Source organism: Mucilaginibacter sp., assembly GCF_025359345.1.
GTDB lineage: Bacteria > Bacteroidota > Bacteroidia > Sphingobacteriales > Sphingobacteriaceae > Mucilaginibacter.
Window position 1 is genome coordinate 265,191 of sequence record NZ_JANYGQ010000022.1, and the last position, 20,265, is coordinate 285,455.

21 protein-coding genes are annotated in these 20,265 nt (G+C 44.1%); 11 read left to right on the forward strand and 10 right to left on the reverse strand.

The window, feature by feature from the left end; genetic code table 11:
• Positions 1–36: 36 nt before the first annotated feature.
• The 4 genes from Q0R52_RS14290 to Q0R52_RS14305 all read right to left on the reverse strand — a co-directional run bounded on the left by Q0R52_RS14290 (position 37) and on the right by Q0R52_RS14305 (position 3,598).
• Complete coding sequence (locus Q0R52_RS14290) at positions 37–726, reverse strand: DUF1345 domain-containing protein (protein WP_295795429.1); 690 nt, start codon at positions 724–726, stop codon at positions 37–39.
• A 58-nt stretch (positions 727–784) separates the two neighbouring features.
• A complete protein-coding gene (locus Q0R52_RS14295) occupies positions 785–982 on the reverse strand; it encodes a YwbE family protein (RefSeq protein ID WP_295795430.1) in 198 nt (65 codons plus the stop codon).
• Between the two features lie 40 nt (positions 983–1,022).
• A complete protein-coding gene (argH, locus tag Q0R52_RS14300) occupies positions 1,023–2,357 on the reverse strand; it encodes an argininosuccinate lyase (protein ID WP_295795432.1) in 1,335 nt (444 codons plus the stop codon).
• Positions 2,358–2,533: 176 nt separating this feature from the next.
• Positions 2,534–3,598 (reverse strand): M20 family metallo-hydrolase, encoded by a 1,065-nt coding sequence (locus Q0R52_RS14305; protein ID WP_295795434.1) that lies wholly within the window; start codon positions 3,596–3,598, stop codon positions 2,534–2,536.
• A 203-nt stretch (positions 3,599–3,801) separates the two neighbouring features.
• Between Q0R52_RS14305 and Q0R52_RS14310 the strand changes: the two genes are divergently transcribed.
• Positions 3,802–4,473, forward strand: coding sequence for a basic secretory protein-like protein (locus Q0R52_RS14310; protein WP_295795436.1), 672 nt, complete (start codon positions 3,802–3,804; stop codon positions 4,471–4,473).
• Between the two features lie 100 nt (positions 4,474–4,573).
• Here Q0R52_RS14310 and Q0R52_RS14315 read toward each other — a convergent pair whose 3' ends face one another.
• Positions 4,574–5,872 (reverse strand): MFS transporter, encoded by a 1,299-nt coding sequence (locus tag Q0R52_RS14315; RefSeq protein ID WP_295795438.1) that lies wholly within the window; start codon positions 5,870–5,872, stop codon positions 4,574–4,576.
• Between the two features lie 152 nt (positions 5,873–6,024).
• Between Q0R52_RS14315 and Q0R52_RS14320 the strand changes: the two genes are divergently transcribed.
• On the forward strand, positions 6,025–6,654 hold the full coding sequence (locus tag Q0R52_RS14320; RefSeq protein WP_295795440.1) for a Nif11-like leader peptide family natural product precursor: 630 nt from the start codon (positions 6,025–6,027) through the stop codon (positions 6,652–6,654).
• The gene (locus tag Q0R52_RS14325; RefSeq protein ID WP_295795441.1) at positions 6,651–7,466 is read left to right on the forward strand and encodes an alpha/beta hydrolase; all 816 of its coding nucleotides are present in this window, start codon (positions 6,651–6,653) and stop codon (positions 7,464–7,466) included. Before Q0R52_RS14320 ends, Q0R52_RS14325 begins: the two co-directional genes overlap by 4 nt.
• 212 nt (positions 7,467–7,678) lie before the next feature.
• Here the strand turns inward: Q0R52_RS14325 and Q0R52_RS14330 are convergent, their stop codons facing one another.
• Together Q0R52_RS14330 and Q0R52_RS14335 are read right to left on the reverse strand one after the other, a co-directional pair.
• Positions 7,679–7,936 (reverse strand): hypothetical protein, encoded by a 258-nt coding sequence (locus Q0R52_RS14330; protein ID WP_295795443.1) that lies wholly within the window; start codon positions 7,934–7,936, stop codon positions 7,679–7,681.
• A gap of 289 nt (positions 7,937–8,225) precedes the next feature.
• The gene (locus Q0R52_RS14335) at positions 8,226–9,227 is read right to left on the reverse strand and encodes an aldo/keto reductase (protein ID WP_295795444.1); all 1,002 of its coding nucleotides are present in this window, start codon (positions 9,225–9,227) and stop codon (positions 8,226–8,228) included.
• 189 nt (positions 9,228–9,416) lie between these two features.
• On the opposite strand from Q0R52_RS14335, the gene Q0R52_RS14340 reads away from it, so the two are divergent.
• Positions 9,417–9,989 (forward strand): YceI family protein, encoded by a 573-nt coding sequence (locus tag Q0R52_RS14340; RefSeq protein WP_295795446.1) that lies wholly within the window; start codon positions 9,417–9,419, stop codon positions 9,987–9,989.
• A 138-nt stretch (positions 9,990–10,127) separates the two neighbouring features.
• Here Q0R52_RS14340 and Q0R52_RS14345 read toward each other — a convergent pair whose 3' ends face one another.
• Positions 10,128–10,583, reverse strand: a complete 456-nt coding sequence (locus tag Q0R52_RS14345) for a DUF2147 domain-containing protein (RefSeq protein ID WP_295795449.1) — start codon at positions 10,581–10,583, stop codon at positions 10,128–10,130.
• Between the two features lie 223 nt (positions 10,584–10,806).
• On the opposite strand from Q0R52_RS14345, the gene Q0R52_RS14350 reads away from it, so the two are divergent.
• On the forward strand, positions 10,807–13,203 hold the full coding sequence (locus tag Q0R52_RS14350) for a glycoside hydrolase family 3 N-terminal domain-containing protein (RefSeq protein ID WP_295795451.1): 2,397 nt from the start codon (positions 10,807–10,809) through the stop codon (positions 13,201–13,203).
• A 240-nt stretch (positions 13,204–13,443) separates the two neighbouring features.
• Here Q0R52_RS14350 and Q0R52_RS14355 read toward each other — a convergent pair whose 3' ends face one another.
• On the reverse strand, positions 13,444–13,887 hold the full coding sequence (locus tag Q0R52_RS14355; protein WP_295795454.1) for a hypothetical protein: 444 nt from the start codon (positions 13,885–13,887) through the stop codon (positions 13,444–13,446).
• Positions 13,888–13,963: 76 nt separating this feature from the next.
• Between Q0R52_RS14355 and Q0R52_RS14360 the strand changes: the two genes are divergently transcribed.
• From Q0R52_RS14360 to Q0R52_RS14385, 6 genes are all read left to right on the forward strand, one after another.
• A complete protein-coding gene (locus Q0R52_RS14360; RefSeq protein WP_295795455.1) occupies positions 13,964–14,656 on the forward strand; it encodes a DUF4288 domain-containing protein in 693 nt (230 codons plus the stop codon).
• 414 nt (positions 14,657–15,070) lie between these two features.
• Positions 15,071–16,285: an ROK family protein gene (locus tag Q0R52_RS14365; RefSeq protein ID WP_295795457.1), complete on the forward strand. Its 1,215-nt coding sequence runs from the start codon at positions 15,071–15,073 to the stop codon at positions 16,283–16,285.
• A gap of 2 nt (positions 16,286–16,287) precedes the next feature.
• Complete coding sequence (locus Q0R52_RS14370; protein WP_295795459.1) at positions 16,288–16,635, forward strand: DUF1801 domain-containing protein; 348 nt, start codon at positions 16,288–16,290, stop codon at positions 16,633–16,635.
• A 29-nt stretch (positions 16,636–16,664) separates the two neighbouring features.
• Positions 16,665–17,297, forward strand: coding sequence for an HAD family hydrolase (locus Q0R52_RS14375; protein ID WP_295795462.1), 633 nt, complete (start codon positions 16,665–16,667; stop codon positions 17,295–17,297).
• 331 nt (positions 17,298–17,628) lie between these two features.
• Entirely contained in the window at positions 17,629–18,126 is a 498-nt protein-coding gene (locus tag Q0R52_RS14380) for a DinB family protein (RefSeq protein WP_252794036.1), read from the forward strand.
• 90 nt (positions 18,127–18,216) lie between these two features.
• Positions 18,217–18,672, forward strand: a complete 456-nt coding sequence (locus tag Q0R52_RS14385) for a helix-hairpin-helix domain-containing protein (protein WP_295795464.1) — start codon at positions 18,217–18,219, stop codon at positions 18,670–18,672.
• On the opposite strand, the gene Q0R52_RS14390 is transcribed toward Q0R52_RS14385, so the two are convergent.
• On the reverse strand, positions 18,669–20,159 hold the full coding sequence (locus tag Q0R52_RS14390; RefSeq protein WP_295795465.1) for a PAS domain-containing sensor histidine kinase: 1,491 nt from the start codon (positions 20,157–20,159) through the stop codon (positions 18,669–18,671). The two genes, Q0R52_RS14385 and Q0R52_RS14390, sit on opposite strands and share 4 nt — an antisense overlap.
• Between the last annotated feature and the right edge of the window lie 106 nt (positions 20,160–20,265).

The following is a 20,265-nucleotide window of genomic DNA, read 5'->3' on the forward strand; positions in this document are numbered from 1 at the left end:
TCCATCTTCATCTGTAAAATCTTTTTAATCCCGGTCTTATTTCGAAACCAATCCAGAAATCACGTTTATACTCAAAGCCACAATAGCGGTATTAAACGCGAAAGATATCAACCCGTGCGCCCAGGCAATGCGGCGAATAATGCGCGACGATATTTCCACGTCAGAAACCTGGAATGTCATGCCGAGCACAAAAGAGAAATAAACAAAATCAAGGTAGTCCGGCTCTTCTTCGTTGGGGAACATCAGGCCACCCATCGGCTTCTTATTGTCTTCGGGGTTAGTTGAATAGTACAAATGCGCATAACGCAAACTGTAAATGGTATGCACAAGCCACCACGAAATTACCACTGCCGACATCGCCAGGATGACGTGACCCGAAACCTCGGCGCTGGAGCCGCCTTTTGACGATATTAACAAAAATAGTATCGCGCCCAAACTCATTACTGATGCGCTGATAACAAAGAGGAACAGGATATAGCGGCTCGAATCTTCTAAACTGGCAATTTTACGGATTTCGCGCGGGTGAGCCCAAAGGATAACAATCCAATCGAGTACTATTATAGTCGAAGCAAAAGCAATCCAAACGGATAATATAAGCGCCGGCATCGAAGACAAATCCCTGAAAAAAAAATAAGCCACCGCGCTTATTGCCAGCGAGATAAATATTTTATAATGCGCATCAAGCCGTAAAATCAGTTTTTTTTTTGGATGTATAATTTTAGCCATATTTTTTGGTGTGCCTAGGTAAAGCACCGCTCTAAGTTATAAAGTTTTAATAAAGAAATTAGTCTTCGAATATTTCGATAACACGGCCTACCTGCCCATCTTCCAATCTCACCTTAATGCCACGCGAATGGAATGCAGAACTGGTTAATAGGGCTTTCACTATCCCCCTTGTGCGTTTGCCGGAGCGCTGGTCTTTTTTTAGGATGATATCCACTTCAAGGCCTGGGTAAATATCGTTTCGGTTTTGTCCGTTCATACTTTTTTTGATTTCACCGATTTGAAGATAATTTCACCGATTAAGAAACCAATTGATTAACCGCCTTATCCACCTTCCCAAAATCAAAACTCCCGACCAATTTGTCAAATGCTGTCGTAATTTCCGCGTTCATCAAATTACCTATGCTGCCTTCGTGGGTGTGGTTAACTTGTTTATCAGGGTTAAAATCACCCTTTTCAATTGCGGCACCAACTTGCTTGTAAGCATCGCGAAAAGGTATGCCATCTAATACCATGCGGTTTACTTCTTCAACGCTAAACAGGTAGGCATATTTGGGGTCATTCAATATATTGGCATTTACAGTAATATTTTGCAGCATAAAAGTTGCCATGTGCAGGCAGTTCTTCAGGTCGGTAAATGCCGGAAACAGCAGTTCTTTTAAAAGCTGCAGTTCGCGGTGATATCCGGAAGGAAGGTTGGTGGTCATCATGGCCACGTCAGTTGGCAGGGCCTGCAGGCGGTTGCATTTGCCGCGCATAACTTCCCAAACGTCGGGGTTCTTTTTATGCGGCATAATACTGCTGCCGGTAGTGAGTGTATCCGGGTAACTTACAAAAGCGAAGTTCTGGCTTAAATATAAGGCCTGGTCCATTGCCATTTTGGCGAGGGTAGCGGCGATAGATGATAACGCCTGCGCAATTATCCGCTCAGTTTTACCGCGGCCCATTTGCGCGTAAACCACGTTATAATTTAAACTATCGAACCCTAAAAGTTGGGTGGTTAAAGTACGGTTTAGCGGGAATGACGACCCGTAACCCGCAGCGGAGCCTAAAGGATTTTTGTTGGTAATTTTATAAGCAGCCAAAATCAGCTCCAAATCGTCCGCCAAACTTTCGGCATAGGCACCAAACCATAAACCGAACGACGATGGCATGGCAACCTGCAAATGGGTATACCCAGGCAGTAAAATGTCTTTATGTTTCTCGCTCAGTTCAATCAGCAAGCGGAAAAGTTTTCCAGTTTCTTCAACAACATCCTGTAACTCGTGGCGGAAAAATAGTTTCAAATCAACCAGCACCTGGTCGTTACGGGAGCGGCCGCTGTGGATTTTTTTGCCGGCATCGCCAATGCGCTCGGTCAGCAGCATTTCTACCTGCGAGTGCACATCCTCCACTTCGGGAGCAATCGTAAAATTACCCTGCTCAATATCTTTGTAAATACTTTTTAATTCCTGTTGAACCAGCTGCAAATCATAAGCACTCATCAGTCCTATGCTTTCCAGCATTTGGGTATGCGCAAGCGAACCAAGCACATCAAAAGCAGCCATCTGCAAATCAAACTCGCGGTCGCGGCCTACGGTGAAGTTTTCGACCAATTCGTTAACGGTAACAGATTTTTGCCAGATTTTTGCCATGGTACAAATATGGTGTAAATATTTTTTACAGTTATAACCCACTATGTCATTGCGAGGAACGAAGCAACCGCGAACTATGCAGTTGCGCTTTGCAGTTTCTACACCGTTCTATCTGCTCTGTAAAGTTCGCGGTTGCCACGCTGCGCTCGCAATGACATAGTTTTTTATGCGTTCCATCAATTTATGCTTTCCAGCATCTTTATATACAATTCAATCCCTTCCCTAATTTCATCCACATACACAAACTCATCCGCCGTATGCGACCGTGCCGAATCCCCAGGACCGACTTTAAGCGATGGGATATCCAGCAGCGATTGGTCGGATGTGGTTGGCGAGCCATAGGTTGTACGGCCCAGCGCAACGCCCGCTTTTACAATCGGGTGCTCTTTATCAATTTTCGACGGTTTTAGGCGAATGGAACGCGGCGTAACATCGCAGCTTACGTGCCGGCGGATAATTTCCAATACTTCTTCGTTTCGGTATGCGTCGGTCACCCGCACATCAACTGTAAACATACAGCTTGCCGGCACCACATTATGCTGCGAGCCTGCATTGATAATAGTAACGGACATCTTTATCGGCCCAAAAACCTCCGATTCTTCGGGGAAACGGTAAGTGCGGAACCATTCAATATCTGCAAGGGCCTTGTAAATGGCGTTCTCACCTTCTTCTCGGGCGGCATGACCGGCTTTGCCGTGGGCCACGCAATCCAGTACCATTAAACCGCGCTCAGCTATGGCCAATTGCATTAAGGTAGGCTCTCCTACTATGCCGAAATCAAGCTTGCCCAGTTCGGGGATAATCAGTTCGAGCCCGTTGACACCTGATATTTCTTCCTCGGCAGTAGTTGCCAGGCAGAAATTGTACTTAAGGTTTTCCCTTTCATAAAAGTAAAGGAATACATTTATCAGCGATACCAGGCATCCCCCGGCATCATTACTACCAAGGCCATAAAGCTTGCCGTCCTCTATTTTTGCGTCGTAGGGGTTGCGGGTATAGCCAGAGTTTGGCTTTACTGTATCATGGTGCGAGTTGAGCAGTATGGTGGGCTTCGCGACGTCAAAGTGTTTGTTATATGCCCATATATTGTTGAGTTTGCGGTGTGTTTTCACGCCATTATCCCGCAAAAAATGCTCAATTACATCGGCGGTGAGGTTTTCCTCTTTGCTGAAAGATGGTATGGCTATTAATTGTTGCAACAAGGATATTGCCTGTTGATATAGTGTGTTTGTATCTGTCATATAAATGCAGCTGCAAAATTAGCGTTTTTTACGAGGCAGATTTGCAAAGTTTAAAAACTTACAATTTGAGAACGTTTTTTTAACACGAGGTAAAAATGTTATATCGTAAAAATTCCGGCCAGGTCATTATATTTTTACATGTCAGTCACACATTTCAGCATTTTAAATCTCTATTATTGCGGCTTAAAACGAGAACTCCAACGATGAAAAAAATATTTGTGCTAGCCACCCTGCTATCTGCCCTGATTATTAATACTGTCTCCGCACAAACTTCCAAAGTTTATATAAGCAACGGCTACAAATTAACGCTCACCAATAACGATGCCACCGTTGACACAGCCGAACTAACCCGGTTGGTTAAAACATTTTATATTGTTTACCCCAAACTGGCTGCCGAGTATAACCCCGGCACGCTTAAAGAAGTAAAAATGGCGGTTGATACCAGTTACAAAGGGGTAGCAGCTACTGCCGATGGTAAAGTTACCATCGCCTCAAGCTGGCTTCACAAACGCCCGGAAGATATCGACGTGGTTACCCACGAAGTGATGCACATTGTGCAGGACTATGGAGAAACCGTCGGCCCGGGTTGGCTCACCGAAGGCATTGCCGACTATGCACGCAACAAATTCGGCGTAAATAACCCTGCTGCAAAATGGGTATTGCCTGAGTTTAAAGCTACCCAAAACTATGATAATGCCTACCGTGTTACCGCCCGTTTTTTAGTTTGGATTGAAGAAAAAAAGAAACCCGGACTTGTAAAAGAACTGGACAGCCAGCTAAGAAAACATACCTACACCGATGCCGCCTGGAAACAGCAAACCGGCAAAACGGTTGATGAGTTGTGGAAGGAATATGCTGCTAATCCGGCGATATAAATTCTGAACCTGGATTAAGCGGATTTTGGGATTAACGGGATTGTGAACAATTAATCCCAATCAGAAAAATCCAAAAATCTGCTTAATCCAGGTTCAGATATTAATCCTCAATTTTTGAATGCTTGCGGGTATCGTTCATAGTAACATACAAAATCAGCGAAAGCACAATACAAATGGTAACGTACCAGTAAAACCATTCGGCGTGATGGTCATTTTTAAACCAGAGGGCTATGTACTCGGCGGTACCGCCGAATAATGATACAGCTATGGCGTATGGGAACCCTACACCCAGGGCCCGCACATTTGCCGGGAACAGCTCCGCTTTTACCACGGCATTAATGGAGGTATAGCCGCTAACGATAATCAGCGCACACATAATCAAAGCAAAAGCTATCCAAACATCTTTGGTATGCGTAAGTGCTGTAAGTATAGGCACAGTGGTCAAAGTCCCCAGCACACCAAAACCAATCAGCAATGGCTTGCGGCCAATTTTATCAGACAATAAGCCAAATACAGGCTGAAGCAGCATAAACCCTACCAATGTAAGCGTTGATATGAGTGTGGCGCTGTTTTTTGAAAACCCGGATGTGTTTACCAAAAACTTTTGCATGTAGGTGGTGAAGGTGTAAAATGCAACGGTGCCGCCAACAGTTAAACCAATAACGGTTAATACCGCCCTTGGATGTTCGGCCAGTGCCTTAATGGTTCCGCGGTTTGAGCGCGTTTTAACATCCTCATCAATAGTTACCGATTCCTGCAAACTGCGCCGTAAATACATTACCGTTACCGCCAGCACAGCACCTATTGCAAAGGGTATCCGCCAGCCCCATGTGTGTAACTCTTTATCTGTTAAAAAAGCCCGTTGCAATAACACCAATACACCCAATGCCAGCAATTGCCCCATTATCAGCGTAACGTATTGAAAACTTGAATAAAACCCACGGTGTTTTTTTGTGGCCATTTCGCTAAGGTAGGTAGCGCTGGTACCGTACTCGCCGCCAACGCTAAGGCCTTGTATTATGCGGGCCAGTACCAGGATAAAAGGTGCCGCAACGCCTATTTGCTTGTAACCAGGCGAAATCGCAATAATCAATGAACCTACACTCATTAACAACACCGACAAAGTCAATGCAGCCTTGCGGCCCTTCCGGTCGGCATAAGTTCCCATTACCCAGCCTCCAATTGGTCGCATTAAAAAACCTATAGCAAAAATACCTGCTGTGTTTAACAGCTGTACCGTTTCGTTTTCCTTTGGAAAAAAGGAGCCCGAAAAATATAAAGAGAAGGCCGTGTAAACATACCAGTCGTACCATTCAACCAAATTGCCTAATGAGCCACCTATGATAGATCGGATGCGCCCGCCGGTTGTTTGGGGTACGTTTGTCGATTGGTTTTGCATAATTTAGCTGGTGCCGTATTGTTTAAGTTTCGCCATAAATCTATAATTTTTTAACAGGATAATAATACCGGTGAATAAAATTGTCGGGCAGGTGCATAGCTGGAATTTTTATTTAATTTTAGGCAATATAAACCCTGGTTACAATTTAAATAATGGATGATAATTTCAAGTTTCGGGCATCAATGCGGTCAGACGACGAACTTCGTGAACGCGTTGACAACCGCGAAAAATATTTACCTGAAACTGTAGAAGCTTCGGTCGAGGAATTAAAAATACGAGGCTTTGAGTTCTCGGAAGACGAGGACCGTGTAATAGCCGAAGATATGCAGGCCCGTAGAGACATTGCGGCAGCTAATGGTAATTCGGGAGGATTTAACAGGATCGACAAGGGCTTATACATTGAAGACCCGGACGCACCGGAGTATTATACAAAAAGAATTATTGTTATTTTCTCTATGCTCTTCAGCGTTTTATTTGGCTCGATATTGATGGCCATTAACCTGAGTAAAACGCAAAATGCAGCCAAAGCAGTTTTGGTTGTGCTGTATGGTTTTGCGTTTACTGCAGTTGTGGCAATAATCGCCGCGAATTATAACATTAACACCGGCATCGCTATCATATCAGGCTATATTGGCGCCTATACTATGGAACTTTTATTTTGGAACCGTTACATCGGCGCAACAACTTTATACCGCCCGAAACCATTCTGGATTCCTTTGATTATTGGCCTGGCATTTAGCGCTGCACTTATATACCTTATTATTAAATACGGAAAAGTATGAAAAAGCTATTACTTCTTTTGTGCCTGCTTCACATTGTTGTGGGACTAACCTACGCCCAGCAGAAAAAAGTCCCTTACGGCAACAACCCTGCCGCCGGCAGGTATTATAACATACGTGGTATTAAAATGTATGTTGAAGTTTATGGCCAGGGCAAGCCACTACTGCTAACACATGGTAATGGCGGCAGTATTTTTGCATTTCGCAAAAACATCTCCTATTTCGCAAAAAAATATAAAGTAATTGCGGTGGACAGTCGCGCACATGGCAAATCGACTGATGGGCGCGATTCATTAAGCTTTGAGATGATGGCCGATGATTTTGCAACATTATTGGATACCATGCACATTGCTAAAAGTTACGTACTTGGCTGGAGCGACGGCGGCATTAACGCCATATTGATGGCTATGCGGCACCCGGATAAAGTAATAAGGTTTGCCGCCACCGGTGCCAATTTGTGGCCCGATTCAACTGCATTAACTCCTGCCACATGGAAAGACATGCGTGATTATTATGGCAAAAACAAGGATAAAAAGTGGACCACCGCCAAAGAAAAAAACAACTGGAAAATATTTATGCTCGACTGGCTGCAGCCAAACGTAAAACTTTCGGCGCTAAAGACCATCAAATGTCCGTCACTTATCATCTGCGGCGACCACGACCTGATACCCATTGAGCATACGGCTGCCATTTATGAAAACATTGCCAAAGCCTATATGTGGGTGGTACCCAACTCGGGCCACGGTACGCTGATTGAGCATACCGATGAGTTTAACAAAAAGGTAGACGACTTTTTTATGGGGAAGGGTTTCTGATATCGATATCAAAAAAGCAGCCCCTCTCTAAAAAAGAGAGGGGGCCTAACAACAACAACTCAGCATATTGCATTAAAAGTCCGCTCCCTCTCACTGGAGCAGATTATTTGCCGCAATTTTTTTTATAGCATTTATTAAGGTGCATAGCCTTCCCGGTTGGGATAAAGCTTTTTATCTCAATAAAATATCAAATCAAACTTATATAGGTAACATCACCCCGTCTTTCGACCGGCTGACTGCCCTTCTTGTCCGGGCCATGGGGTAAATTGTTTATCGATAATCTCGCCGATTTCGTCAATCGGGATTATCTCTGTTCCGAAAAGGTGTTGTACGCGTTTCCATATCCCATAATCGTTTTTAGTGATGATGTGGCAGGTTGCGTAGTTAAACACACTAAAGGTATATTTATCCGCATTGTTGCGTAATATCCTAAAGGTTTGGTCGCGTATAATTATTTCTATTGCACTCATGGTTTAGTTAAGACAAATTTAACCCGTAATGCAGTAGCACACAAATAATTAAGGGGGGTATTTTAACCCAATTTCAGGGGGGTGTTTTAACGGGGTAGGTTTGGGTTATTTAACGGTATGGGAAAGAAAAGACATTGAAAAATTTGTCAATTGCGAGCGAGGAACGAGCGCGGCAACCGCGAACTTTACAGAGCAGATTGAACGGTAGCTGAACTGCACTGCGGTTGTGCACGGCGTGCGGCTGCCTCCGCTGGTTAGCGGATCGCAATGACATGTCGGGCGTTCTAAATTATTTATCCACTAACTTCATCGCCCCATCGGCATAACGCATGCCTGTGTTTGGATATTTATCCATAACGGCCTGTATATCCTGCAATTCGCTAACAGAAAGATCAATATCAACAGCGGCTGCGTTTTCGCGCAGGTATTTCGTTTTTTTGGTGCCGGGGATGGGGATAATATCCTCCCCCTGTGCCAGTACCCAGGCTATAGCTAACTGTGCGGGCGTACATTTTTTTTGAGCGGCCAATTCAGCAAAAGCGGCAGCCAGGTTTTGGTTATTGTCTTTATAGTCATCACCAAACCGTGGCAGGGTTTTACGAAAATCTGTACTGCTCAACTCATCAAGGTTCAGCGTGTTGGTTATCAATCCGCGTGAAAGGGGGCTAAAGGGCACCAGCGAAATACCCAGTTCACGGCAGACAGGCAAAATACCTGCTTCCACATCGCGCGTTAATAATGAATATTCGCTTTGCAGGGCCGCTATCGGGTGTACGGCATAAGCCTTACGTATCGACGCAGCCGAGGCTTCAGACAAACCCAGGTAACGCACTTTCCCCTCTTTCACCAACTCAGCCATCGCCCCTACCGTTTCTTCAACAGGTATATTGGGATCGATGCGGTGCGCGTAGTATAAATCTATGGTATCAATGTTCAGGCGTTTAAGGCTGCGTTCGCAAGCTTGTTTCAGATAAGCTGGCGAGCAATCGACATATGAACCAGAAGCACCGGGGTATGCATCGTTCCCCTCCCGTTGCCTGAAGCCAAATTTAGTAGCTATAAATATTTTGCTGCGATTTAAGGATAGCACTTTTGAAAGCAGTTCTTCGTTTTTTCCATTGGCATACACGTCGGCGGTGTCCCAAAAGTTTATACCAAGGTCGATAGCGAGGTGTAAAGTCGCTATTGATTCTTTATCGTCGAAAGTGCCGTAGCCGTGGTTCATGCCCATGCAGCCCAAGCCGATCGCTGATAATTTTTCGCCGGTTTTGCCAAGTTCCCTGGTTTTCATAGTTGATGTTTTTACAAATATAATAATCGTAAAACCATTGAAAGCGCGTAATATTTGTCATACTACTCTGTCCAGTTTCATGCAATTGTCAAAATGAGTGCATAAACACGTTTTTATTAAATACATGTTTAAACATATATTATCTTTGACCCAACAAAAAATAAAAACTCTAAAAAAGAAAAAACAATCATGAAAAAATTATTCATTATAGCCGCAGCCGCTTTATTAAACACTGCCGCTTTTGCACAAACCACCTGGAATGTCGACCGTGCACACTCAAAGTTAACTTTCACTGCTACCCACTTATTGGTATCGGATGTTGACGGCGAATTCAAAGATTTTTCGGCAAGCATTGTAGCTGCAAAACCTGATTTCAGTGATGCTAAATTTACCCTTACAGCTAACACCGCTTCGGTAAACACCGGTGTTGACCAACGCGACGGTCACCTTAAATCAGCCGACTTTTTTGATGTTGCAAATTTCCCAACATTAACATTTACTACTACTGGCGTTACAAAAGTATCTGATAACAAATACAAGCTTAATGGTAACCTTACTATACATGGTGTTACCAAACCAGTTGCTTTCGACCTTTGGTACCGCGGAACAATAGCCGGAATGGGTGGCAAACCTGATGCTGGTTTCCAGATTACAGGTACCATCAAACGTGCCGATTTTAACTTAGGTTCAAAATTTGGAAATGCCATGATCAGCGACGAAATTGCTGTTAAAGCAAACGGCGAGTTCGGGCAGGCGAAATAAGGTATTAGAGGTTGGAGATTAGTGAATGGGACTTGTGTTTATGTATGGTTAGTCTCCAACCCCTAATTAATATCTGAGCAGCGTTGTGGAAACATAGCGCTGCTTTTTTGTTTAAGCAGATTTTTCGGACGTTACAGCTTACCTCACCCGCACAAATGTCATCGTTTTCCCGATAAACTTAAAATGCCAGTAGCCTTTCACCTTTAGTTCCCCTTTTTTATCAATATACGCAGCAGAGTTCCATTCTTTACCGTGCTTCGAATCGTAGATTACCCCATTCTCCCAGCTGTCGGTACCTGGCTGGTATTCCAGGTCGCGCAAAATACTCAGACCTAATATTTTGCGGCTTTGCAGTTTAGGATCGGGGTTATGGCGGTCGGTCCAGTAATCCATTGGTTTGCCGCCGGTTTCGCTGAACCATATAATTTTCGCCGTAAATTCCGACCCTTCCATCGACACCTGTATGCGTAAAGTCTTCTCCAGGTTTTCCCATCTGCCGCAAATTCTTTCATCCGGTTTAACCGGGTGTCCCTTTGAAGAGACGGTTGTTAAGATAAAAAAGGCAATAAAGGCAAGAAAACGTCTGATGAGCATGTTTACAGTTATTTACTGTATACAGGCAATGTTGATGCCAGTTGAAATTTCCCTCGGTATAATCTTTCCCGACACAATTTTTGTTTGGTATGCCGAACTACTTTACTGACTTTCCGGATTTCCAGGACTTTCGGACTTCTTCCAACCACAAACTTTTTACATCACTACAATAGTGTGTCTCCTACACAACGCCTATATTTGAAATACCAATTATCCTGTCCCTATGAAAAAACTGCCACTTCTGCTACTACTCTGCTATTGCTTTACAACATCCGCCCAGGAAAAATCTATCTACCACAAAGGTTGGGTTGATTTTAACAAAAACGGCAAAATGGATGTATTTGAGGACCCATCGCAAACCATTGATAAGCGTATTGACGATTTGCTGAGCCAGATGACAGTAGATGAAAAAACCTGTCAGCTGGCTACGCTATACGGCTATAAACGGGTTTTAAAAGAGGAAATGCCCACACCATCATGGAAGAACGAGGTTTGGAAGGACGGCATAGCCAATATTGATGAGGAACTGAACAACCTTACTTCGAAAACCGATGACGCGCCAACGCAGTACTCCTACCCTTACAGCAAGCACGCATCAGCCATTAATACTATACAAAAATGGTTTGTTGAGGAAACCCGTATGGGCATCCCGGTTGATTTTACTAACGAGGGCATCCACGGCCTTAACCACGACAGGGCTACATCATTACCCGCCCCTATTTCCATAGGCAGCACCTGGGATAAAGCATTGGTACGCCGCGCAGGCCAAACTGTTGGTATGGAGGCAAAGGCGCTTGGCTATACCAACGTTTATGCGCCAATATTGGATGTTGCCCGCGACCAGCGCTGGGGCCGCGTAGTAGAAACATACGGCGAAAATCCATTCTTAATTGCTGAACTGGGCAAACAAATGACGCTGGGTATACAGGAAGAAGGCGTGGCCTCAACCTTAAAACACTTCGCAGTTTATAGCATGCCCAAAGGCGGGCGCGATGGCGCTGCCCGTACCGACCCGCATGTTGCGCCGAGGGAAATGTACCAGCTATATCTCTACCCTTTCCGAAGGGTGATACAAGAGGCACACCCGTTGGGTGTAATGAGCAGCTATAACGACTGGAACGGCGAGCCCATAACCGGCAGCTACTACTTTTTAACGGAGCTGCTACGCCAGAAATTTGGGTTTAACGGTTATGTGGTGTCCGACAGCGAGGCTGTTGAATATTTATTCAGCAAGCACCATGTGGCCGGCGATATAAAAGAGGCAGTACGCCAGGCATTTGAAGCCGGCCTGAACGTACGCACCAACTTCAGCATGCCGCAAACCTATATTATGCCCTTGCGCGAACTTTACAAAGAAGGTAAAATCAACATAAAAACCCTCGACTCACGCGTAGCGGACGTATTACGGGTTAAATTTAAACTCGGTTTGTTTGATGACCCATATGTTAAAGACCCAAAGGCGGCCGACAAAATTGTGCATACCGAAGCCTCATCAGCGATGGGTTTGCAAATGAACCGCGAATCGATGGTGTTGCTGAAAAACGCAAACAATTTGTTGCCGCTTAACAAATCAGCTATTAAAAACATATTGGTAACAGGTCCGCTGGCGGCTGATAAAAGTTATGCTACCAGCCGGTACGGCCCGTCGCACAACCCTGTAACCAGCGTACTAGACGGGATAAAGAATTATGTGGGCACCAGCGCAACCGTTAACTATTCCAAAGGCTGCAACATTGTTGACGCTACCTGGCCCGAAAGCGAAATTATTGAAACCCCGCTGACGGATCTGGAACAGGCATCTATTGATTCTGCCGTTAGCGCTGCAAAAAAAGCTGATGTGGTGATTGCAGTAGTCGGCGAGGATTCGCAGCGGGTGGGCGAAAGCCTGTCGCGCACCGGGTTAAATTTGCCAGGTCGCCAGCTGAAACTGATACAGGCATTGCAGGCAACGGGCAAACCTGTAGTTATGGTGATGATAAACGGGCAGCCGCTAACCGTAAACTGGGAAAACAAATTTGTGCCCGCCATACTGGAAGCCTGGTTCCCCGGCCCGGAAAGCGGTAAGGTTGTTGCAGAAACGCTGTTTGGTGATAACAACCCCGGCGGCAAACTCTCCATCACCTTCCCAAAAACAACAGGGCAATTGGAGTTTAATTTCCCCTTTAAACCTGCCTCGCAAGCCGGTCAAGGAGGCGCCAACAGCTGGGGTAACACCAGTGTTAACGGTGCATTATATCCTTTTGGCTTTGGTTTAAGCTACACCACTTTTGCCTACGACAACCGGCAGGTATCGCCCGAAAAAGAAAACCAGCAGGGCGATATCACCGTCACCGTCGACGTTACTAACACCGGCCAGCGCAAAGGCGACGATGTAGTACAACTTTACCTTAAACAGGAAATTAGCAGCGTTACCGTGTATGACTACGACCTGCGCGGCTTCGACCGCATAACCCTTGCCCCCGGCGAAAAGAAAACCGTAACCTTTACCCTGCACCCTGACGACCTGGCCATTCTCGATAAAAACATGAACTGGACGGTTGAGCCCGGCAAATTAATGGTGATGATCGGGCAATCATCGGAAGATATTAAGTTGCAGAAGGAGTTTGAGGTGAGCAAATAGATGTGCGGTTTTTTGATGTGCGGATGTGGAAATAATTTGAAGATGAGTTGATTTAAAGATTTGAAAATGAAAAGTGTTGAGTATTTTTTCGCCTTTGTTGGTGTTGTCACCAACAAAACCAATTGCTTTGTGATGTGCAGAAAGCCGTGAACATCCGCAGGCTTTTCGGTTACACATTGTGCATCCTGCTTGTTGGTGACAACACCAACAAGGGCAGGGCGAGAGTTAGGATTTGGGGATTTAATTTAACGGCTTACTGGAGTTTATGAAGACTGTGTCCATTGGTTCTTTAACCTTATTTAGCTGAATTTCGATCCTTTTTACGAGGCAACGCTTAACAATACCTTCGCATATTTGTAGCTTTTTATATTTATTTAAGGAATCTAAATTAAAAATGTAGATATATTGTTTTGCAGAATCGGGCAATTCACTTAGATTTCCCTTATCCGGTCTTGTGGAAAGGTCCTCAGACAGGCCTGGTTGAAGATAATAGTCTAAGTTTATCATGTCATGGCATAGTATACTATCAGGCAGTGATCCATCCCATTCGGCACCCGCGAGGTCACTCTTTGTGTTATTTTTTACATAGCCAATTCCAATATGCAGCTTTTCACAGGATTGAAATAATATAAGGCTTACCACTACGGCACATAATGCTATTTCGGCGTAAAATTTTTTTTTCATTATTGCGAGGTTCGCTCTAAGTTACTAAGTATTATGATAAACGTTTATCTTTAATCCAGAAATCGATTCCGTCTAAATGAAAAAAATTTACGGCTTAAAAGAATGGGCTTTAGATAAAAGCATTCTCAACGCCAAAAGGTTTGTTGATGTAAAAATCGTTTTTTCGTATCCTGACTTGAAACAGCTTATTGAATTTAAGCCTAAAGAAAGAATCAAAAAAATAGACGATATTTTTAAAAAAAATCTAAGCCGACTTATTGCTCTAAACTTATTTGAAACGTACGAGGTTAACGGGACAAAAAGACGACCGCGAGGAGTTACAGCAAAAATAAAATTCAATTTATTAAACGCCATTGCAAAACTGGACTTTGTAGCTAGCTGCTGGATTGAATCGATAGATTACGCTACAAAAATTGAAAAGAACGAACCTCTTAAGCCCCGGTACTTTTGTGTTAAAATGACATTGGTTATCGAGGTTGAAGGCATTAAATCGAGGAAACAAAATATTGAACAACGATTTGTGCTAATAAATGCAACATCAAGCGACGACGCCTACGATAAATTGGAAAAGCAAAAGGACGATTATAACGAGCCGTATTTAAATTCGGATGGACGTTTTGTAAGATGGCGAATAGACAGCTTTGACGATTGCTATGAAACAGACATTAACACCCCAAAAGATTTGGATTGCCCGGAAGGCTTAGAAGTCTATTCAAAGTTAAAATCGCGCAGATTAAAAGATAAAACCGTTTGGGATGGCAAATTTTGAATTTCGGCTTTTGTTGGTGTTGTCGCCAACAAGGGCTAGAAAAGTGCTGACACTAATTTGTCAGCACTTTTTGCATTTTTTAGCGTAGCAGACAGTGTAAAAAGTGCATTAATACTGCAGAAACAAGCTTTTTAGCCTTTGCGTAGGATCTTTTGCTGTTCCACCCTGTTCCTTGTGTTTCACTGTGAACAGGAACGATATATTGCCAATTTTCCATTCATTTAAGAGCATTTAAAAAAGCAATATACGCCATGAGTCATCCACCCAAAGCCTCCTATTTTTACCCCAATTTTATTTTGTTAGCTTTTATGCTATAAAATGCCCTTGTAAGTTTCTGCATTATTCCTATTTTTAGAAGATAAAAATAAACCTGCCGCGGGCGCGGCCGTTAAGCTATTAACCGATACTGTTTGAATGGAAGTTAAAACTAAAAGTGTGAAGGGCATGCAGCTTAAGCACATGATAACCAAATGCCTTTATTTTGATAAGGCTATGTCATGTGCCGAATTGAGTGAGTTATTTGATAAAAGTATTCCATCAATAGCCAAGGCACTAAATGAACTGATTGAAAAAGGCTTTGTGGTTGAGCAGGGTTATGCGCCGTCAAGCGGGGGCCGCCGGCCGCTCATGTACGCCATAAATGCCGATGCCATGTACATACTGGCTATTGCTATGGACCAGCGGTCCACCCGCATACAACTAGTGGACCTGCGCAATCACCCCGTTGCAGAAATGATGGTATTTGACCTGAAACTTGCCGGCAACGATTGTGCGCTGAATATACTGGTTGAAAACATTAACAAGTACATTGACGGCTGCGGCGTTTTAAAAGAGAAAATTACGGGCATAGGCATAGGTATGCCCGGCTTTATCGACCCCGACAAAGGAATAAACTATACCTACTTAAAGAGCGGCGACCGCAGCCTTTCGCAATATATTGCTGAAGAGACAGGTTTGCCAACTTACATAGACAACGACTCGAGCTTAATAGCCCTCGCCGAACAAAAGTTTGGCATAGCCAAATGGCAAAAAGAAGTGATGGTGATTAACCTTAGCTGGGGCATTGGCCTGGGCATGATCGTTAACGGCGAATTGTTCAGGGGCCGTAACGGCTTTGCCGGGGAGTTTAGCCATATCCCGCTTTCGGAAGATGGCGCATTGTGCGAATGTGGCAAACGCGGCTGTTTAGAGGCAGAAGCATCGATGTTGGTGGTAGCCAACAAAGCGATAGAAGGGATTAAGCAGGGCCGGGTTACCAGCTTGAAAGTTGTTGGCGAAGCGCAAAGCAAACAAATGAGCGATGCCATAATGGCCGCAGCAAATGCCGGCGACCAGTTTGCTATCGAACTATTCTCTGATGCTGGCAACAAAATAGGTAAAGCGCTGGCCATATTGATACATATCATGAACCCCCAGGCAATAGTTTTGAGCGGTCGCGGCGCCAAAGTTGGCAAAATATTGATGGCCCCCATCCAACAGGCGTTGCATAAATATTGTATTCCCCGTTTGAGTAGCGGTACCGAGCTAATGGTGTCGGAACTGGGTTTTGACGCTGAACTTATTGGTGCCGCCATACTGGTGATGGAAAACTTTGATAAGGAAGAGATGAACCAGGTGGTAAGTATTTAACTATGCTCCGCGATATTGACAATTATTTCTTAAACAAGGACGAACCTGTAAAAGGCTGCCTGCTGTTTTTACGGGAGTTTATCCCCGCCTTTGACAACAACATAACCGAAGCATGGAAATACGGGATGCCATTTTATTGTTACAAGGGCAAAATGTTTTGTTACCTGTGGGTTGTTAAAAAAAACCACAACCCTTACCTTGGCGTTGTTGACGGCAACAAAATCGATCACCCTTTACTGGTAATGGAAAAGCGAGCCCGCATGAAAACCATACAGTTTGATGCCCGGCAGGATGTCCCTGTCGATACGATACGGGAAATATTAGGCATGGCACTGGCGCTACGCCGTTAAATTTAAATACCATCTATAAAAATAAAACTATGCAAAAACCCGACAGCCTGATATTTGATATGGACGGAACCCTATGGGATGCCGTTGACACCTATGCCGAATCGTGGAATATTATTTTCAGGGAAATGGGAATTGATATTGTGGTTAAGCGAGAAGAACTTGCCAAAATGGTGGGTATGGAAGGCCGTAAGGTAATCGGCCTGATAATGCCGGATTTTGACGAGGAAAAACGCAAGGAGATATACACAATTGTAAACGAACGCCGCCGCGAAATACTACCCCAAATGGGTGGAGTTTTATACGATGGAGTGCGGGAAGGCCTGCAGCAACTGGCAGAAAAATACAAGGTATTTATTTTAAGCAACTGTGCCAAAGGCATCATCCCTGTATTTATCGACTGGGCCGGGATAGATGAACATATTACCGACGAAATGGCCCATGGCGTAAACTTTATGCCTAAAAACCATAACATCAAGCTGCTTGCCGAAAAACATGGCCTTGTAAACCCTGTTTACATCGGCGATACTCACGGTGATGGCCAGGAAAGCCGCCAAGCCGGCGTACCGTTTGTATTTGTAAGCTACGGCTTTGGCGATACCGATGATTATGATTTAAAGTTTGATGATTTCAAATCGTTAACGGATTATTTTATGGGGTTGTAATCCTCCCACCGTCACGCTGAACTTATTTCAGCACCCCACATGCTAAGCCTACGACATGCTGGCTAAATATAAACGTCAACCTATATGTGGGTCATCTGTCCCATGAGGTGCCGAAACAAGTTCGGCATGACGAAATGTTAGGTCTCTTCAACTTTTTTCAACTAATTAAAATCCTACTGACATAGGGCTGTCATTAACGTGTGTTTATTTTGAATCAACAAACAAGATCAACAACGATTAAAGACAAAAATTATGGAACTGTCATGAGCAGCATTGAATAATATTATAGCTCATGACAGCTTCATGGCCATTAAAAAACAAATTAAACATCATGAAAATCATCCCAATGTTATTAAAAGAAATGGCCGAAGAAGCCCAAACAACCCGTAAATTTCTTGAGCGTATCCCGAATGACAAGTTCGACTGGCAGCCACACCCCAAAAGCATGACCATAAGGCAACTGGCCACTCACCTCGCCGAGCTCACTACATGGGTAAGCCTAACCATTGACACCGACGAACTTGATTTTGCCGCCAGCCCATACGCCCCAACCATCACCAACAACACAACAGAACTGCTGGATCTGCTCGAAAAATCACTAGCCGAAGCCCGCGTCGGGCTCGAAAAAACTAACGAAGATGAACTGGTAAAAATCTGGACATTGCGCAACGGCGACCAGATTTACAGCGCTACTCAAAAAGTTGAAGTAATTCGCATGACGTTTTGCCAGGTCGTACATCACCGTGCACAGCTTGGTGTATTTTTACGCCTCCTTGATGTGCCCATCCCCGGCAGCTACGGCCCAAGTGCTGATGACGCAGGCTTTTGAGAAATTGAAACAAAACTTACGGAGTTTTCCCATGTGGTTATTAAAACAATAATCCTCTGGTTAAACTTCGTAAATTTAACATATTTAAAAATGAAAACATTTAAACTCAACCTTTCTGAAGCCGAAAAGCAAAGGCTTAAACAAAACAAGATTAAAATAAGTCAGTTGCGGGACTATGCCCCCGACGAAATTGGCAAGCTGGTATGTGCGGATACACAAAGGGCAAACGAAATTTATGCGCTTATTGATTTCCAAAGCATCCCATCGGTAGGCCCAAAATTCGCCTGCGATTTAATGTCATTGGGGTATTTTAAAATTGACGATCTGCTTGAAAAAAACGGGCACGAGTTACTCAACGAACTGGAGTTAAAACAAGGTTTCTGGACAGACCCTTGTGTGGAGGATCAGTGCCTGCTAGCCGTTCATTATGCAAATAACCGCGGCAGCAAAAAGAACTGGTGGGATTTTACCGCCGATAGAAAAGCTTATCGCAGCACGAACGGGTATCCTGAAAACCGGCCGGTAACAGCATGGCACCACATCTAAATTCCCGTTGCCGCCGGCAAGGTAAAATAAAAAGTAGCCCCCCTGCCCTCTTCGCTCTGCACCCCTATGGTGCCCCTATGGCGCTGTATGATTTCGCTCGACAGGTATAAGCCGATGCCAAACCCCGAGATATTTTTCATTTTGTCGCTCTCAACGCGATAAAAACGCTGGAAAAGTTTTTCCTGGTCTTTGGCTTTAATGCCGATGCCGTTGTCCGTGACCAGCACTTTAACATTGTTATTTTCGATGGTGCAGGTTACGGTTATGGTGCTGTCTTTATCGGAATATTTCAACGCATTACTTAAAAGATTTCCGATTACCTGGCCTATTTTTTCAGCGTCGGCTTTTACAAATAGCTGCCGGCCCGGCTCAAATTCTATCGGGTGGCCCGGACTAAGCAATTGGGTTTCAGCAATAGTTTCCGCAACCAGTTCATTCATATTAAATACGTCCAGCTTCAATTGCAACTTACCCGACTCAAGCCTCGATAAATCGAGAAAACTGTGTATCAGGTCAGTCATTTTTGTTACCTGGTTGCCTGCTTTCATCAAGGTGGTGTTTACAAAGCTGTCGTTGACCGGAATAAGCCTTTTAGTCAATATTTGTATATAAGCTTTTATTGATGTAAGGGGTGTTTTAAGTTCATGGCTAGCCATGGCAATAAAATCATTTTTCCTTATTTCGTCGCGCTTGGTATCGGTTATGTCAATGACAGTGCCCAGCATTCTTACCGGCTCCTTTTTATCGTCATAAACAACAATTCCCTGAGTTTTTATCCAGCGCAGTGAGTCATCCGGCAAGTGTATTTTTACTTCATAAACATAAGTACCTGTCAACAATGCCTTATGGTAAGCCGGGACAACAATATTTTTCATATCGTCTGCATCAATTTGCGTTTGCAAATTCTCACGAACTACGGTAGTATCTGCACTAAATCCAAATATTTCGGCCAGCCTCGGCGAACAGACAAAACTATTATCAAGCAGGCCCAGGTCCCATGTAGCCATTGCCGCCGCCTCGGTAGCCAGCAGTAATCGGTTTTCGTTTTCTGTACTGGCTTCCCTGGCTCGCACTTCGTCGGTTATATCAACAACGGTGTTTAGTATATAGGCAACGTTATTGTCACCATCAAAAATCGGTGTGTTGCTACACGACCAATGGCGTTCAGTATAGGTTTTCGTATCTGTGTTAAAAACATCAAAACGATAAGCAGGCACATCAATTTTTTGCCTCGTGTTAACTACCCTGGTAAATATAATACGGGCATTGGTATCATCGCTCAGTGTTTTGTCTTCAGGAAAGGCTTCGAAAAATCCCTTCCCTACAATTGCCTCACGGGTGCTCGAGGTCACGTCAAGGTATGTATCGCTTGCCGCAACAATAGTAAAGCGTGGCGCATCGCCTTTAACTAATAGCGATCCGGGCGATTTTTCAAATACGAGTTTAAAAATATCATCGGGCAAAACAGGCAGTAAATCAGCACTCATAGGTTTATATCGGCCTCACAAATTAAAATATGAAAATAAACAGATATACCCGTAAAACGAAAAGTAATTTAACGATAAGTTCAACAATAAGCCGCAGAAACTGTTT